The organism is Microbacterium hatanonis (assembly GCF_008017415.1).
Lineage (GTDB): Bacteria > Actinomycetota > Actinomycetes > Actinomycetales > Microbacteriaceae > Microbacterium > Microbacterium hatanonis.
The window spans coordinates 612,940-627,828 of record NZ_VRSV01000002.1 but is presented as its reverse complement, the minus strand read 5'-3'; the positions used below and the strand labels follow the sequence as shown (position 1 = coordinate 627,828).

Genomic DNA, 14,889 nt, shown 5'->3' with positions numbered 1-14,889 from the left:
CGTGGGGGACGACGAACGGCGGCCCGCCCCGAGAGGGACGGACCGCCGTTCGTGTCGCGGGGTCTAGCCGAAGTCCTCGACGGTGGCGTAGCCGGTGCCGTTGTACTTCTGCACGACGACCGACGAGACCGCGGGCTGGCCGTCGACCGTCGTGTCGACGGCGGTGCCGTCGAGCATGAGCGGTGCCTGGAAGTCGGAGATCGACCGCAGCGCCTCCATGAAGTTCTCACGGGTCGGCTCGGTCATGTTCTCGAAGGCCTGCTCGAGCGTCGCGCCGACCATCCAGCTCCACTGGCAGTGGGGGAACGCCGGCATGTCGGGGTAGTTGCCGTACTCCTTCAGCGCGGAGAGGTACTCCACGACATCCGGGTCTTCGGCGAACGCGGGGCTCTGCGGGGCCTTGGCGAACGACACCGAGTAGATGCCGGGGAACGCGTCGGCACCACCGGGCTGGAGGATCGCGGTCGGGCTCGACGTGTTCGACGGCAGGAACCAGCTCGGCGTCCAGTTCAGCTGCTGCGCCTTCTGCAGCGCCGAGATCACCAGCGGGGTGATCGACATGGCGTTGACGAAGACGTCGGCGCCGGATGCGGCGAGTTCCGTCATCTGACCGTCGACGGCCGTGTCGGTCGCCTCGTAGGTGAGCTCCTTGACGATCTCGATGTTCGAGGCGCCTTCGACGGCCGTCTTGAAGCCCTCGAGGTACCCCTCGCCGTAGTCGTCGTTCTGGTACAGCACGGCGACCTTGTGGCTCTCGCTCGAGGAGGCCAGCAGATCACCGAAGGCTTCGCCCTCGTTCTGGTAGATCGGCACGAAACCGAGCTGCTCCGGGCTCTCGGCCTGGTCGCTGAAGATCGGGTCGCCCGTCATGACGAGCACCTGGGGCACCTCGTCGGCCACGGCCGCCTGGAGGTACGCGCGGTTCGTGGGCGTTCCGAGGCCCGCCGTCATCGCGAAGACGCTGTCCTTGAGCTGGTCGTAGTTGGCCTTGGCCTTCTGCGGGTCGTACGCGTCGTCGAGCGCGTTGATCTCGACCGTGCGCGTCTTGCCGTCGCCGAACTCGATGCCGCCCTCGGCGTTCTTCATGCCGAAGTACGCCGTGACGCCCGCGACGGTGCACGTGCCGGGACCGGCGGTCGCACCGCTGAGCGGCGTCGTGATGCCCAGGGTGAGCGTGGTGTCGGTGATGCCGGGGCTGGCCGCGACCGCGCCGCCCGAGGCGTCACCGCCTCCGTCTCCCCCGCGCGAACAGCCCGAGATCGTCAACGCGAGAGCCGAACTCAGGGCGACGATGCCCAGGACGCTCCTGCTCCTCTTGCTCATGTTCATGCCTGATCCTCTTTCTTGTTATCGGTGCCCGAGGTGCCGCCCCCGGCGGCGTCTCGAAGGACGGTTTCCTCCGCCGCGGGGCGCTGCTGCTCGCCCTGCTGCGGAGTCGGTCGTGTGCCGGACGGCCCGGCGTGCTGGGGTCTCCGGAACACCTTCCGCAGCCGGGCGGGGAGCGACGCGAGCCCGCCGGGGAGGAGGAAAAGCACGAGCAGCAGGAGCGCACCCTGCAGCACGGCGGTCAGGTTCGGGTCGACGAGGTTCGTCAGCTGGGGAGCCAGCACGTAGTACGCGCCGCCGAGGAGCGATCCGACGATGCTCCCCGCGCCGCCGATGACCATGGCGGCGAGCAATTGGATGCTGTGGCCGAAGCTCATGGTCTCCGGCGAGGTGTACTGCACCACCACCATGTAGAGGAAACCGCTGACTCCGCCGATGAGGGAGGCCACCGTGAAGGCGAGCACCTTGTAGCGGTAGGGCGAGATGCCCATGGACGAGGCGACGGCCTCGTTCTCCTTCACGATCGCGAAGGCACGACCGTACTTCCCGCGCACCAGGTTGCGGGTGAGGAGGAAGACGATGCCGCCGACGAGGATCACGATGTAGAGCTGGAACTGATCGTCGTACAGACCCGACCATTCCGGCGCGTCGGTGAAGCGGGCGGAGATGCCCTGCGAGCCGCCCGTGAAGTCCGACAGGCGCTTGGCCAGGGGCACGCCGACGATCGGCAGCGCGATGGTGACCATCGCGATGGCGAGCCCGCCGAGGCGGGCGGCGGCGAGCGCGATCAGAAGACCGACCACACCCGGCAGCACGATGCTCGCGATGAAGGTGACGACGATGTTCCAGTCGTTCTCGACTCCGTAGGCGGTGATGTACGCCCCGAACCCCACGAAGAAGATCTGGCCGAGCGAGACCTGGCCCGTGTAGCCCATCACGACGTTGAGGCCGAGGACCGCGACGGCGAAGACCCCGATGCGGGCGACGGTCTGGTTGGCGAACTCGGGGAGCATGAGCGGCAGCACGAGGATGACCGCGACCACCACGATCGCGATCGCGAGGCGCACCCAGCGGCGCGAGAGGAACGACGTTGCAGCGGACATCAGACGCGCACCACGGCTTTCCGGCCGAACAGGCCCTGCGGTCGAACGATGAGCACGACGAAGATGAGCACGAACGGCACGGCGACCTTGAGGTCGTAGCCGATGAACGGCACGTACACGGCGGCGAGATTCTCGAGCACCCCGATGATCCAGGCCGCGAGCACCACCCCGAGGGGACTCGACAGGCCGCCGAGGATGACGGCGGCGAGCGCGTAGACCAGGGCGTTGTCCATCATTCCCGGCGTCAGCGTCAGTTGCGGAGCGATGAGGGCGCCGGCGACGGCGCCGAGCACCGCCGCGAGGCCCCAACCGACCATGAGCAGCCGGCCGACGGGCAGGCCCGAGAACGACGCCGACTGCGGGTTCACCGCGACCGCCCTGAGAGCGAGTCCGAGCTTCGTGCCGAGGAACAGCCCCTGCAGAGCGATCATGATCGCCACGATCACGAGCGTCGTACCGAGCGAACGGACGCTCACCGAGGCACCGAGGATCGATATGGTGTCGAGCGAGAAGAGCGAGGCGAACTGCTGGTTGTTGTAGGTGAACAGCCACCCGCAGATGCCCGTGATGAGGGTGAGGACGCCGATCGTCACGACGACCGCGGTGTCGGGGTCTCCCCGTTCGAAGCGGCGCATCACCCAGCGTTCGATGCCGGCGCCCATGAAGAACGAGACCAGCACCGACAGGAGGATCGCGACGATCAGCGGCACGCCGAAGCCCGTGAACCACCACGCGATGTACGCCGACAGCACGGCCATGCCGCCCTGCGCGAAGTTGATCAGCCCGGTCGTCTGGTTCACGAGCACGATCGCGAGAGCGAGGGCGGCGTACACCGACCCGATCGAGAGCCCGTCGACGACGAGTTGGACGAAGGTACCCATCGGTCAGCCTCCCAGGTAGGCGCGTCGGATCTCGTCCATGCCCTTGAGCTCGGCCGAGGTGCCGGTGAGGACGTTGCGGCCGGTCTCGAGGACCGTCGCGGTGTCGACGAGGCGGAAAGCGAGGTTGGCGTTCTGCTCGACGACGAGCATGGCGATGCCCGACTCGACGCGCAGTCGGGCGATCGCGTCGTACACGTTCTTCGCCGTGCTGGGCGCGAGCCCGAGGGACGCCTCGTCGAGGAGCAGCAGCCGGGGCCGGGCCATGAAGGCGCGGGCGACGGCCAGCATCTGCTGCTCTCCGCCGGAGAGCGCGGAGGCGCTGGAGCGGTACCGCTCCTTCAGGTTGGGGAACAGCTCGAGGAGGTAGTCGATGTCGGTCTGGATCGCCTTGCGGTCCTTGCGGAGGTACGCCCCGACGCGGAGGTTCTCGCGCACGGTGAGGGAGCCGAGCGTCCCCCGCCCCTCGGGTACGTGGGCGATGCCGATCCGCGCGACGCGGTCGGTGCGCATGCCCCGGATGTCCTGGCCGTCGAAGCGGATGCTGCCGCCCGCCCGCACGACGCCGGTGATCGCGCGGAGCGTGGTGGTCTTCCCGGCGCCGTTGGCTCCGAGGATGCCGACGGCGCCGCCCTCGGGCACCGACAGCGAGACGCCGTCGAGCACCTGCACGGGACCGTAGAACGCGGTGACGTTCTCGAGTTCAAGCAGCGCCATCGACCGCATCCTTTCCGATGTAGGCCTCGATCACGCGAGGGTCGTTCTGGGCCTGAGCGGCCGTGCCCTCCATGAGCGTGCGTCCGTGGTCGAGCACGACGACCCGGTCGGTCAGCGCGGCGATCAGGCCCATGTGGTGCTCGACGACGATGACGGTGATGTCGTCGTCGCGGATGCTGCGCACCGTCGCGATGAGCTGCTCCACCTCGGAGTGCGGCAGACCGGCCGCGGGCTCGTCGAGGAGGAGGAGGCGGGGTCGCGAGAGGAGTGCCCGGCACAGCTCGATGCCCTTGTGAAGACCGTGGGAGAGCTCGTCGGCCGGAAGGTCGGCCGCCCATCCGAGGCCCGTCCGCTCCAGGAGTGCACGCGCCTCCGTGCGCAGCTCCCGCTCGGAGCGCAGGGTGCGCGGCGACCGGATCGACCACTCCGCCGGCCCGCCGGGCAGACGGGTGTGGGCGCCCAGGAGCACGTTCTCGAGCACGGACGAGTGCAGCTGCAGCGCCGGGTGCTGGAACGTCCGCGCGAGTCCGCGTCGGGCGAGGCGTGCCGGCGTCGAGCCGAGCATCTCGTCGTCGTCGATGCGGATCGACCCGGAACTCGGGCGGTAATGCCCGCTGATGCAGTTGAACAGCGAGGTCTTCCCCGCGCCGTTCGGCCCGACGAGGCCGAAGATCTGGCCCGGTTCGACCGCGAATCCCACGTTCTCGAGCACCGTGATGCCACCGAATCGCAGGTTCACCTCCTGCAGGGTCAGTCGAGCTGCCATTGCTCACCTCTCCGTGTCGCAGCATCCTCGCCCACGACATAAAGGACGAATCCCGCCCTGTCTGGGAAGCTACGGATCCGCTCCCCGATTGTCAACGATTTTGGTGTGCAGTTATGCGGACGTGATCTCGGAACCCTGTCGCCCGCGTGCGTCGTCGGGCCCGTCGACCCGGTTCACCGTGACATCGAGACCGCCTGGTCGTCGCGGAATTTCCTTTCATCGGAAGCCACGGTGTCGAAGCGGCACGGCGGGCGCACGATCGGACCTGACGAAAGGTAAGTCGACGATGACATCCGAATCCCTCGCTCAGGCGATCACCCGTGCCGGCTCCGCCGTGGAGCTGCTCCGCAATCAGAACTGGCCGGCGTTCACATTCCCGGTCGCGCCCGAGTTCACGAACTGGCGCGACGAGCAGCGCTCGTGGAGCACGACCGTGGCGCTCATGGACCAGTCCCACCACATGACGCAGCTGTTCCTCGGCGGCAGCGACCTGCTCCCTCTCCTCGAATCGGTCTCGCCGAACACGTTCGCCACCTTCCGGCCCGGCGTGGCCAAGCAGCTCATCTCGGTGAACGAGGGCGGCTATCTCATCGGCGACGGCATCCTCTTCTACAACGAGGACGCCCCCGAGGGCCTGGTGCTGATCGGCCACCACATCCTCATCGACTGGATCCGCTACAACGTCGAGAAGGGTGCGGCCGCGGGCAAGGACGTGCACCACCGCCTCGAGCCCAACTCGCACATGCGTCAGGGGCCCCCGACCTTCTACCGCTACGAGCTGCAGGGCCCCCGTGCCGACGAGGTCATGGAGAAGCTCTTCGGCGGCCCGCCCCCCGAGGTCAAGTTCTTCCACATCGGCGACTTCGAGATCGCCGGCCGCGCGGTCAAGGGGCTCCGCCACGGCATGGCGGGACAGCCGGGCTTCGAGTTCTTCGGGCCCTGGGCCGACAACGAGGCCGTGCTCGAGGCGATCCTCGACGCCGGCGCCGAGTTCGACATCCGGCGCGTGGGCGCGAAGGCCTACTCGGCGACGCCGCTCGAGTCGGGCTGGGTGCCCACCCCGTTCCCCGCGGTCTTCGACGACGACCTGGCCGAGTACCGCGAGTGGCTCCCGGCCGCGCGCATCGGATCGGTGGCCGGCTCGCACTACTCGACCGACATCCGCGATTTCTACATGACCCCCTACGACCTGGGGCTCGGGCGCTCGGTGCGCTTCGACCACGACTTCCACGGGCGCGCCGCCCTGGAGCGCCACGCCGAAGCTCCCCGTCGGCGCAAGGCCACGCTGCTCTGGAACGCCGAGGACGTCGCATCCGTCGTCCGTTCCCAACTCGAACCCGGCACCCCCGCGAAGTTCCTCGACTTCCCCAAGGCGCGCTACGGGCTCTACCAGATGGACGACGTGCGGCACGACGGCGAGAGCGTCGGCATCTCCACCGACGCGGGGTACATCGCGTTCGACCAGCTCTACATGTCGCTCGCGACGATCGACGTCGACGTGGCGGACGGCACCGAGGTCGAGGTGGTGTGGGGCGAGGATCCGATCTCGTCGAAGGACTCGGTCGACCAGGACCACCGCCAGGTCACGATCCGCGCGACCGTCGCCCCCGCGCCGTACCACGAGTGGGCGCGCACGGTCTATCGGGCCTGAGACCCCGATCGGGGGGAGGGCGAACGGTGTGTAGGGTCTCGTGCAGGAGGTCGCGATGGCGCGGAGATCTGCCGGAGAGTCGGCGCTGCACCGTCACTTGCGCGTGCTCGACGCCTTCGACGCCCTCCGCCCGTTCCTGACGCTCGGCGAACTCGCCCGCGCGGCGGGCCTCCCCCTGTCGACGACGCACCGGCTCGTCGGCGAACTGCTGCAGGAAGGGATGCTGGAGCGCATGCCCGATCGCACCTACCGCCTCGGCGTGCGCCTGTGGGAGTACGCTTCGCGCACGCCGGGGGCGCTCGGACTGCGCGAAGTGGCCCGCCCGTGGCTGGCCGCGGCGCACGCGAGGATCCGCCAGCACCTGCAGCTGGGGGTGAGATCGGGCACCGACGTGCTCTTCATCGAGCGCATGTCGACGAAGGACGCCGTGGTCAACGCGACGCTCATCGGCGGACGCATCCCGCTGCACGCCTCGTCGATCGGCCTGGTGCTCCTCGCCCACGCCCCCGACGCCGTGATCGAAGACACCATCGCGCAGGGGCTGCGCGCCTACACCTCCCGCACGATCGCAACGGGAGCCGGGCTCCGCTCCACCCTCCGCCGCATCCGCGCCGACGACGTCGCGATCGCTCCCGGACACATCCATCTCGAATCGCGCGGAATCGCCGTGCCCGTGCGCGGACCCGACGGCTCGGTGTACGCGGCGATGGGCGCCGTCGTGCGCAACGACGATTCGTCGGCCGCACCGGTCGTCGAGGTGCTGCGCGTGGCCGCGGCGGGGGTCACCCGGTCGCTGCGCGACGTCTATGCCGCCGACGTCGACGAGAACGCCGCCCTGCACGGACCACGGCCGGATGCGGGAGTATCGGCCCGTTCGTGGGAGTACATCGCCGCGCTCGACGCCCGCGCACCGCGGGCGGGATCCGGCGGGGCGACGGCGGCGGGAGGTGCGCGATGACGCGGATCGCGGTGATCGGGCTCGGCGAGGCCGGCAGCCTCTACGCCGGGGGGTTCCGTGAGGCGGGTGCGCGGGTGCGAGGATACGACCTCCGCCCCCGCCTCGCCGACGGCGGGCAGGTCGACCGCCTCGCCGATGCGATCGAGGGCGCCGAGATCGTCGTGAGCCTGGTCGGTGCTGCCGCGTCGCTGGAGGTCGCCGACGAGGCCCTGCCGCTGCTTGAGCCGTCGGCGATCTTCGCCGACTTCAACACGTCTTCGCCCGATCTGAAGCACCGCATCGCCGCGATCGGAGCGGCACGCGACGTCGACGTGGTCGATGTCGCCGTGCTCGCGCCCGTGCCCCGCGAGGTCGAGCGCACGCCCCTCCTCGCCAGCGGTCACGGGGCCGAGCGGCTGGCCGAGCTTCTGCGTCCGCTCGGAGCGCCCGTCGTCGTGCTCGACCAGCCGGCGGGTGCCGCGGCCCGCATGAAGCTGCTCCGGAGCGTCTTCACGAAGGGGCTCGCGACGCTCATGATCGAGACCCTCGGGGCGGCTCGCGCCGCCGGGGCGGAGGACTGGGTGCGCGGCCAGATCGCCTCGGAGCTGGGCGACCAGGGGCCTGCGCTGCTCGACCGCTTCGTCGCGGGCACCTACCAGCACGCCGAACGCCGCGAGCACGAGGTGCGCGACGTGCTGGCCGCGCTCGAGGAGACCGAGCAGCCCTCCGACATGACCCGTGGAACCCTGGCCTGGTTCCAGCGCATCCTGGCCGAGCGTCCGGCCTGACCTCGCTCGGGTTGCCGATTCCCCCGGGTTCGGGGCGCCATTCTCGCCTCGGGGCGTGAGATTCCCCGCCCCGAAGAGCGAGTCGCGCCCCGAACGCCCGCTACGACGGTATGCGCGCGATCTACAGTGAGGCCGAAGGGTGGCTGGGTGGGAACATCTACGTGCTCGTGACCTGGACGGCCGACGGCATCAGCCGGGAGGTGAAGGCCACGGTCTGCTCCCGGCGGACCTCGGAGCGCATCGCCCGGCGCCTCGACGATCAGGCCGAGCTGCTGCGCGACCTCGCCGAGCGTCCGTCTTGACGGCCGGCGCGCAGCATCCAGGCCGGTGAGACTTCACCCGGGCGACGAGACTGCGCGCGTAGGTGGAAGTCTCGTAGCCGGGGTGAAGTCTCGACGCGTCAGGGACGCCGCGCGAACGCCGGGGCCCGCTCGGGGCGAGGCCCGATCCCGAGCAGGAGCGCGGGAACGACCGCCACGCCCGGCACACGCCGCAGCAGCCACGCAAGAGGGCGCGGCGGAGCGATGGCCCGGCCGTCGAGGGCCGGCATGATCACGCGCGCGTGCAGCACGCGCTGCACGGCCTGGATCACGGCGGCCGGGAACGCCCGGCGCCGCTGCACGCGGGCGAGGTGGCGGCGCGCCCCGGGCCCGACCATCAGCCCGCGACGCAGGGGTACGGCGAGGATGCGCGCGGCGGCCACGGCGTCCTGTACCGCGAGGTTGATGCCCACGCCCCCGACCGGCGACATGGCATGGGCGGCATCGCCGATGCACAGGGCCCCGGGCGCGTACCACCGTCGCAATCGGTCGACCCGAACATCGAGCAGCTTTACGTCATCCATCGACGCTACCCCGGCGACGTCGTCGGCGAGCGCGGGGAAGGTCGCCGCAGCATCCGCTCGGAACCCCTCGATCCCCCGGGCACGGACCGCCGGGTCCGTGCCCTTCCTCCCGAGCCGCGCGACCTGCACGTACCCGTCGCGGGGGATGCCGATCGCGACATGCCCTCCGGTCATGCGCGGGAGGAGCGAATCGCCGAGGTGCCGCCGCGTCGGTATCCGATACCACCAGACGTCGAATCCGACGGGATACGCCCGTGCTGCCAACCCGATCGAGCGCCGCACGACCGACCACCGACCGTCGCATCCGACGGTCAGATCGGCCATCAGCCGGCCCGGGCCCGAGGGACCGCTGTACTCCACTCCGACCACACGACCGCCCGCGCGGACGACGCCGGTCACGGCGTGCTCCCTCAGCAGCGTGAACGACGATTCCGCCGCCGCGGCCTCGGCGAGGAGATCGAGCAGATCCCACTGCGGCACCATGGCGATGTAAGGGTGGCGGACGGGGAGCCGGGAGAAGTCCGCCATCCGCGCGTCTCCCCCGCCCGCCACCGGCAGGTCGACCCGCAGGATGTGCGACTGCCGGATCGCGTCGAAGCGCTCGAACAGTCCCAGGTCATCGAGCAGGCCCAACGTCGTCGGGTGGACGGTGTCGCCGCGGAAATCCCGCAGGAAGTCCGCGTGCTTCTCGAGCACGGTGACCCGCACACCGGCGCGGGCGAGCAGCAGCCCGAGGACGAGGCCCGCGGGTCCGCCCCCGACGATCGCGCACGTCGTTCGTGCCGGTGCGTCCCCCGCGATCTCCTCCACGATGCCTCCCGTCACCGCGACGATAGACCTCGTCGCGGTGACGGGGAAGGCATCCGGATGCTGCGCCTCAGCTCTTGCGGTAGTTCTCGCGCGCGAAGCGCGAGAACGGTGCCGGAGCCACGGTGGCGCGGATCTCCACCTGCCGGTGCGGCTCGACGGCGGGCTTGCGGGAGTTCGGCTCCTCGCCCCACGTCACGACGACCCGCGTTCCGGGTTCGGCCGCGGCCGCATCGACGCTCGCGAGCGAGACGAATGCCTGCTCGTTGGTGATGTAGCCGCAGTCGTGCGAGATGCCCACGTCGGTGCCGTCGATGCTCACCCGGTCGACCTGGTAGACCCCGTAGCGCGCCTTCGGGAACTCGAGATACTTCGCCGGCACGCCCTCCTCGTAGAGCGAGCGCTGCGTCGCCGCGACGTCCTCGGGGTCCCACACGAGGGTGACCTTGACCCGCTTGTCGGCGGAGGCGAACCGCTCGAGTGCGGCCCGACCGATGAAATCGTGGTCGAACGCGACGCTGCGGCCGTAGCCGAGCTCGTAGGGCGTGAGGTAGTAGTCCTCGATGTCGTCCGAGACGACACTGCCCGCCAGCGACCCGGTGCGGGCGGCGGGCAGCCAGGCGAGGTACTCGGCGCTGCGCTCCCCCGTGAAGATCGCCGGGAGCGGCGACGGCACCCACGCCGACTCGAGGTTCGCCGACGAGTACGCCCGCGACCCGACGAGGACGAGGTCGAACTCCCCACCCGCCGCGATGATCGCCTCGCGCACGGTCGCGCCATCGGCCCACGGCCCGAACAGTTCGAACCCGGGCTGCCCGGCCATGCCGTGGCGCAGGGACCGCACTGTGACCCCCGCGATCTCGAAGGTCGCCATGCCGAAGAACTTCGTCGGCGGCACCGGCGCTCCGGTGAGCTTCTCCATGAGCGCCAGGGCGTGCGGGCCCTGCAGCTCGTAGCGATACAGCTTCGGGTCGGCGCCCGGTGTGCGCATGAGAGAGTTCGCGTCGCGCTCGAAGGCGACGTCGTAGTCGCCGGTCTCTCCGATGAACTGCACCCAATCGAGCACCATGTGCCACCCGACGAGGTCGTAGACCTCCTCCTCGAGGCGGAACAGGATGGCGTCGCCGATGAGGTAGCCCTCATGGTTCACCGCGATGAACTGCTTCGCCGCGTCGACGGGGAAGTTCGCGAAGCTGTTCACGCCTGTCTCGCTCAGCAGGCGCAGCGCGTCGGGGCCAGAGATGAAGAGGTCGGTCATGTGGTGCGACTGGTCGAGCAGGGCGACGCTCGTGCGCCACGCCAGTTGTTCGGAGCGCCAGTTGCTGAACTCGGGGGTGACGGGGAAGATCGTCGGTCGGGACTGCGCGTTGCGCAGCAGCTCGACAGGGCTTCCGGCCCGGGCGATCGCCTCGGCGGCGGATTCGATCATGGGAACTCCTTCGTTCGGCGGGTCATGCGAGAGCAATGCTAGGCAGCCCTGCGCATGATGGGTGGCCGGGCGCATAATGAATGCTTATGGGATCGCAAGCAGCCGTTAGCCGCGCCGAGAGCACCTCATGGACCTGAACCTGGTGCGGGTGTTCCTCGCGGTGAGCGAGACGCGTAGCCTCACCGCCGCCGCCGCCCGCCTCTACGTCACGCAGCCGGCGGTGAGCCAGGCCCTCGCCCGGCTCCGCCGCGAACTCGACGACCCGCTGTTCGTCCGCGAGGGGCGCCTGATGGTTCCGACGCCGCTCGCCGAGAGCATCGCTCCGGGATTCCACGACGCGATCGCCGCGATCGACCGCACGCTCGACGGCGTGCACGGGTTCGACCCCGCCGCATCCGATCGCACCTTCCGCATCGCGCTCTCCGAACTCGGCGAGATCGGCTGGCTGCCCGCCATCGTGCGGGCGGTCCGCGCGAAGGCCCCGATGATGCGGATCGACGTCGTCCCCATGAACGTCCGGGAGCTCCCCGAGTGGCTCGGGCGGGGAACCGTCGACCTCGCCGTGACTCCGTCTCCCGTCCCCGGGCGGTTCGAGAAGGTGGTGCTCAAGACGCAGGGGTACGGGGTCGTCATGTCGACGAAGCATCCGCTCGCCACCGGCGAGCTCGACCTCGAGGCCTACGCGAACGCGAACCACGTCGTCGTCGCGAGCGACTCGGGGGCCTCGGCGATCGACCAGGCGCTGCACCGCGCGGGGATCGTCATCGAGCCGCGGATCGCCTCGAACCACTTCGCGGCGCTGCCGCCGCTGATCGCCGCGAGCGCCGACCTCGTCGCTACGATGCCCGACACGATCGCCGAGGGATGGGCGCAGACGTGGCCGCTCGTCGTTCGAGCCCTCCCCTTCGACATGCCCGCGATCGACGTCAGCCTCTACCGACGGTCGACGACTCAGCACACCGCAGCCCTCGACTGGCTGTTCGCGACGGTCGCCCATGCGATCCGCGGCTCATCGGGCCGCTTCCAGGTCATCCACGGCGATGCACTCTGAGCCCCCACCCCTCCCTATCGTCCGGAATGTGGCGCAATCCTGCGATTGACTGCACAGGTTTCTAGCGTCAATCGCAGGAATCTGGCGCAGTCGCGGAGCGCGCGGCTGATCGGAGACACCCCGCCGTGAAACGACACCGCCCCCTGCCCCGCGACGACGGGACAGGGGGCGGGGATCGGATGCTACTGACCGCCGCTGGTGCGCCAGCCGCCCTGGTACTCCTGGCGCGCCGTCTCGGCGTAGGGCACCGGGCTCACGATCGCGCGCACCGAGATCTGGTCGTGCGGCTCGACCGTGGTCTTGCCGGAGCCGCCGTCGGGCTCGCCCCAGACGACGCGCACCTCGGCGCCGATCGGCACGTCGTGGTCGACGGTCGCGAGCGACAGCCCGCGCTTCTCGTTCGCCGTGATGCCGGTGAACAGCGACAGTCCGACGGTGTTGCCGTCGGCGTCGATGACCGCGTCGTAGTTCGACGAGCCGTAGTTCGCGTTCGGCAGGTCGAAGAACTGGTAGCCGACGCCCTCGCGATCGATGACGCTCGTGAGGATCTTGGCGAGATCCTCGTCGTTCCACGCGAGCGTGACCTTCTTGCGCTGGTTGGCCGGGTCGATCTTCTCCAGCGCTTCGCGGCCGATGAAGTCGTGGTCGAACTTTACGAAGGAGCCGTAGCCGAGCTCCCACGGGTTCAGGTAGTAGTCCTCGATGTTGTCCGACACGAACGAGCCGGCGAGCGCGTTGATCGCCTCGTAGCTGTTCGCGGGCAGCCACTCACGGTAGGCGCGCTCGGCCTCGCCGGTGTAGATGGCGGGAAGCGGCGACGGGATCCAGCCCGACTCGAGCGTGTTCGAGGAGTAGGCGCGCGAGCCGCAGGGCTCGAGTCCGAACTCGCGTCCGGCGTCGAGCACGGCCTCGCGGATCTTGCCGTGCTGCTCGTAGGGGCCCCAGATCTCCAGGCCCGGCGCACCGGCCATGCCGTGGCGGAGGGTGCGAACCTTCTCACCGGCGATGGTCATCTCGCCCATGTGGAAGAACTTGACCTTCTCGAGCGTGCCGCCGTTGAGCTTCTCGATGATCGACCAGGCGTTGGGGCCCTGGATCTGGAAGCGGTAGTACTCGCGGGTGACGGCCTGACCGTAGGGGCGCGAGGGCGAACGGTCGTCGTAACGGAACTGCACGTCGTACCCGCCGGTCTCGGCGTGGAACTGCAGCCAGTTCGCACCCGGCGCGCGGCCGACGTAGACGTACTCGCCCTCGGCCTCGTGGAAGAGGATGCCGTCGCCGATGACGCCGCCGTTGGAGGCGGTCGGCACGAACTGCTTCGCCGTGTTCACGGGGAAGTTCGCGAACGAGTTGATGCCGGTGTCGCTCAGCAGCTTCAGCGCATCGGGACCCGAGACGAAGAAGTTGACCATGTGGTGCGTCTGGTCGTAGAGCACGGCGGTCTCCCGCCAGGCCTTCTGCTCACGACGCCAGTTCGTGAACTCGGCCGGCACCACCGGGTAGATGTACGTACCGAGCTGCGAGTCGCGGAGCATCTGGACGATGCCGCCCTTCTCGTCCAGCAACTCCTGCAGATTGCGCGCCATGGGGGCTCCCTCGACTTTCTCTTCGTTGAGCAGCACGTTCAGTCCTGTGTGTCAGCCGCCACCGTACGGCGACGATTTGCCTCTGTCCATAGTGGTTCAGGTTCGCCAGATTGTAAACAAAATCTTGACCATTCGTCCGGCGGTGTGGTTCGCTGAGTCCGAGTCGGCCAGCGTCGCCCCGTCCGCGGCAGCAGCGTGCCCACCGATCGGTGGACGGACCGACCCACGACGGACAGGAGTCGACATGGCAGAGACCGCACCCGCACTTCTCGTGGTCAGCGCACACGCCGGAGACTTCGTGTGGCGCGCCGGCGGAGCCATCGCCGCCGCCACGATGCGCGGCGAGCGCGCCACCGTCGTCTGCCTCAGCTACGGCGAGCGCGGCGAATCGGCGAGCCAGTGGCTGGCCGGCAAAGACCTCGACGAGATCAAGGCCACTCGTCGCGGCGAGGCCGAAGCCGCAGCATCCGCGCTCGGCGCCGACATCGTTTTCCTCGACCTCGGCGACTACCCGTTGCGCGAATCCCCCGAGGCCGTGGCGGCGCTCGTCGACGTCTACCGTCGCGTGCAGCCGACGGTCGTGCTCACCCACCCGCTCGCCGACCCCTACAACGGCGACCACCCGGCCGCCGCCCGCATGGCCCTCGAAGCCCGGGTGCTGGCGCAGGCGATCGGCGTGGCGAACTCCGACGGGACCTTCCCGACGAAGGACGAGATCATCGGCGCACCCCCCGTCTTCTTCTTCGAGCCGCACCAGCCGGAGCAGAGCGACTTCAAGCCGAACGTGCTGCTCGACATCACCGACGCGTTCCCGCTGAAGCGCGCGGCCATGGAATGCCTCCCCGCCCAGAAGCACATGTGGTCGTACTACACCGACCTCGCGATCCGCCGGGGGGTGCAGGTCAAGCGCAACGCCGGCCCGAACCTCGGACTCGCGCACGACACGATGGGAGAGGCGTACATGCGCTACTTCCCGCAGGTCACCGGGCTCCTCGAATGAGCGGAG

At 69.5% G+C, this 14,889-nt stretch carries 14 protein-coding genes; 6 read left to right on the top strand and 8 right to left on the bottom strand.

Annotated features, from left to right (window positions below; genetic code table 11):
* Positions 1-63: 63 nt before the first annotated feature.
* From FVP77_RS13085 to FVP77_RS13065, 5 genes are read right to left on the bottom strand one after another with little or no spacing between them, the layout of a single operon-like run.
* Positions 64-1,329, bottom strand: coding sequence for an ABC transporter substrate-binding protein (locus FVP77_RS13085; RefSeq protein ID WP_246134113.1), 1,266 nt, complete (start codon positions 1,327-1,329; stop codon positions 64-66).
* Complete coding sequence (locus FVP77_RS13080; RefSeq protein ID WP_147895019.1) at positions 1,326-2,429, bottom strand: branched-chain amino acid ABC transporter permease; 1,104 nt, start codon at positions 2,427-2,429, stop codon at positions 1,326-1,328. Before FVP77_RS13080 ends, FVP77_RS13085 begins: the two co-directional genes overlap by 4 nt.
* Positions 2,429-3,310, bottom strand: coding sequence for a branched-chain amino acid ABC transporter permease (locus tag FVP77_RS13075; RefSeq protein WP_147895018.1), 882 nt, complete (start codon positions 3,308-3,310; stop codon positions 2,429-2,431). The genes FVP77_RS13080 and FVP77_RS13075 overlap by 1 nt, the downstream gene beginning before the upstream one ends.
* A gap of 3 nt (positions 3,311-3,313) precedes the next feature.
* The gene (locus FVP77_RS13070) at positions 3,314-4,024 is read right to left on the bottom strand and encodes an ABC transporter ATP-binding protein (RefSeq protein ID WP_147895017.1); all 711 of its coding nucleotides are present in this window, start codon (positions 4,022-4,024) and stop codon (positions 3,314-3,316) included.
* The gene (locus tag FVP77_RS13065; RefSeq protein ID WP_147895016.1) at positions 4,011-4,790 is read right to left on the bottom strand and encodes an ABC transporter ATP-binding protein; all 780 of its coding nucleotides are present in this window, start codon (positions 4,788-4,790) and stop codon (positions 4,011-4,013) included. The genes FVP77_RS13070 and FVP77_RS13065 overlap by 14 nt, the downstream gene beginning before the upstream one ends.
* A gap of 286 nt (positions 4,791-5,076) precedes the next feature.
* Between FVP77_RS13065 and FVP77_RS13060 the strand changes: the two genes are divergently transcribed.
* The 4 genes from FVP77_RS13060 to FVP77_RS13045 all read left to right on the top strand — a co-directional run bounded on the left by FVP77_RS13060 (position 5,077) and on the right by FVP77_RS13045 (position 8,468).
* Entirely contained in the window at positions 5,077-6,441 is a 1,365-nt protein-coding gene (locus FVP77_RS13060) for an aminomethyltransferase family protein (RefSeq protein ID WP_147895015.1), read from the top strand.
* Positions 6,442-6,496: 55 nt separating this feature from the next.
* Positions 6,497-7,399 (top strand): IclR family transcriptional regulator, encoded by a 903-nt coding sequence (locus FVP77_RS13055; RefSeq protein ID WP_147895014.1) that lies wholly within the window; start codon positions 6,497-6,499, stop codon positions 7,397-7,399.
* Entirely contained in the window at positions 7,396-8,166 is a 771-nt protein-coding gene (locus FVP77_RS13050) for a DUF1932 domain-containing protein (RefSeq protein ID WP_147895013.1), read from the top strand. Before FVP77_RS13055 ends, FVP77_RS13050 begins: the two co-directional genes overlap by 4 nt.
* Positions 8,167-8,276: 110 nt before the next feature.
* Complete coding sequence (locus FVP77_RS13045) at positions 8,277-8,468, top strand: hypothetical protein (protein WP_147895012.1); 192 nt, start codon at positions 8,277-8,279, stop codon at positions 8,466-8,468.
* 98 nt (positions 8,469-8,566) lie between these two features.
* Here FVP77_RS13045 and FVP77_RS13040 read toward each other — a convergent pair whose 3' ends face one another.
* Both FVP77_RS13040 and FVP77_RS13035 read right to left on the bottom strand, forming a co-directional pair.
* The gene (locus tag FVP77_RS13040) at positions 8,567-9,835 is read right to left on the bottom strand and encodes an FAD-dependent oxidoreductase (protein WP_246134112.1); all 1,269 of its coding nucleotides are present in this window, start codon (positions 9,833-9,835) and stop codon (positions 8,567-8,569) included.
* A 52-nt stretch (positions 9,836-9,887) separates the two neighbouring features.
* On the bottom strand, positions 9,888-11,246 hold the full coding sequence (locus FVP77_RS13035) for an aminomethyltransferase family protein (protein ID WP_147895011.1): 1,359 nt from the start codon (positions 11,244-11,246) through the stop codon (positions 9,888-9,890).
* A 127-nt stretch (positions 11,247-11,373) separates the two neighbouring features.
* Between FVP77_RS13035 and FVP77_RS13030 the strand changes: the two genes are divergently transcribed.
* Positions 11,374-12,297, top strand: a complete 924-nt coding sequence (locus tag FVP77_RS13030; protein WP_147895010.1) for a LysR family transcriptional regulator — start codon at positions 11,374-11,376, stop codon at positions 12,295-12,297.
* 182 nt (positions 12,298-12,479) lie between these two features.
* On the opposite strand, the gene ligM is transcribed toward FVP77_RS13030, so the two are convergent.
* On the bottom strand, positions 12,480-13,883 hold the full coding sequence (gene ligM / locus FVP77_RS13025; RefSeq protein ID WP_147895009.1) for a vanillate/3-O-methylgallate O-demethylase: 1,404 nt from the start codon (positions 13,881-13,883) through the stop codon (positions 12,480-12,482).
* A 244-nt stretch (positions 13,884-14,127) separates the two neighbouring features.
* On the opposite strand from ligM, the gene FVP77_RS13020 reads away from it, so the two are divergent.
* Complete coding sequence (locus tag FVP77_RS13020; protein WP_147895008.1) at positions 14,128-14,883, top strand: PIG-L deacetylase family protein; 756 nt, start codon at positions 14,128-14,130, stop codon at positions 14,881-14,883.
* Positions 14,884-14,889: the final 6 nt, after the last annotated feature.

Bases quoted from the DNA above. Each gene is read 5' to 3' on its own strand.
- FVP77_RS13085 (WP_246134113.1), bottom strand. From the start codon at position 1,329: ATGAACATGAGCAAGAGGAGCAGGAGCGTCCTGGGCATCGTCGCCCTG.
- FVP77_RS13080 (WP_147895019.1), bottom strand. From the start codon at position 2,429: ATGTCCGCTGCAACGTCGTTCCTCTCGCGCCGCTGGGTGCGCCTCGCG.
- FVP77_RS13075 (WP_147895018.1), bottom strand. From the start codon at position 3,310: ATGGGTACCTTCGTCCAACTCGTCGTCGACGGGCTCTCGATCGGGTCG.
- FVP77_RS13070 (WP_147895017.1), bottom strand. From the start codon at position 4,024: ATGGCGCTGCTTGAACTCGAGAACGTCACCGCGTTCTACGGTCCCGTG.
- FVP77_RS13065 (WP_147895016.1), bottom strand. From the start codon at position 4,790: ATGGCAGCTCGACTGACCCTGCAGGAGGTGAACCTGCGATTCGGTGGC.
- FVP77_RS13060 (WP_147895015.1), top strand. From the start codon at position 5,077: ATGACATCCGAATCCCTCGCTCAGGCGATCACCCGTGCCGGCTCCGCC.
- FVP77_RS13055 (WP_147895014.1), top strand. From the start codon at position 6,497: ATGGCGCGGAGATCTGCCGGAGAGTCGGCGCTGCACCGTCACTTGCGC.
- FVP77_RS13050 (WP_147895013.1), top strand. From the start codon at position 7,396: ATGACGCGGATCGCGGTGATCGGGCTCGGCGAGGCCGGCAGCCTCTAC.
- FVP77_RS13045 (WP_147895012.1), top strand. From the start codon at position 8,277: ATGCGCGCGATCTACAGTGAGGCCGAAGGGTGGCTGGGTGGGAACATC.
- FVP77_RS13035 (WP_147895011.1), bottom strand. From the start codon at position 11,246: ATGATCGAATCCGCCGCCGAGGCGATCGCCCGGGCCGGAAGCCCTGTC.
- FVP77_RS13030 (WP_147895010.1), top strand. From the start codon at position 11,374: ATGGACCTGAACCTGGTGCGGGTGTTCCTCGCGGTGAGCGAGACGCGT.
- ligM (WP_147895009.1), bottom strand. From the start codon at position 13,883: ATGGCGCGCAATCTGCAGGAGTTGCTGGACGAGAAGGGCGGCATCGTC.
- FVP77_RS13020 (WP_147895008.1), top strand. From the start codon at position 14,128: ATGGCAGAGACCGCACCCGCACTTCTCGTGGTCAGCGCACACGCCGGA.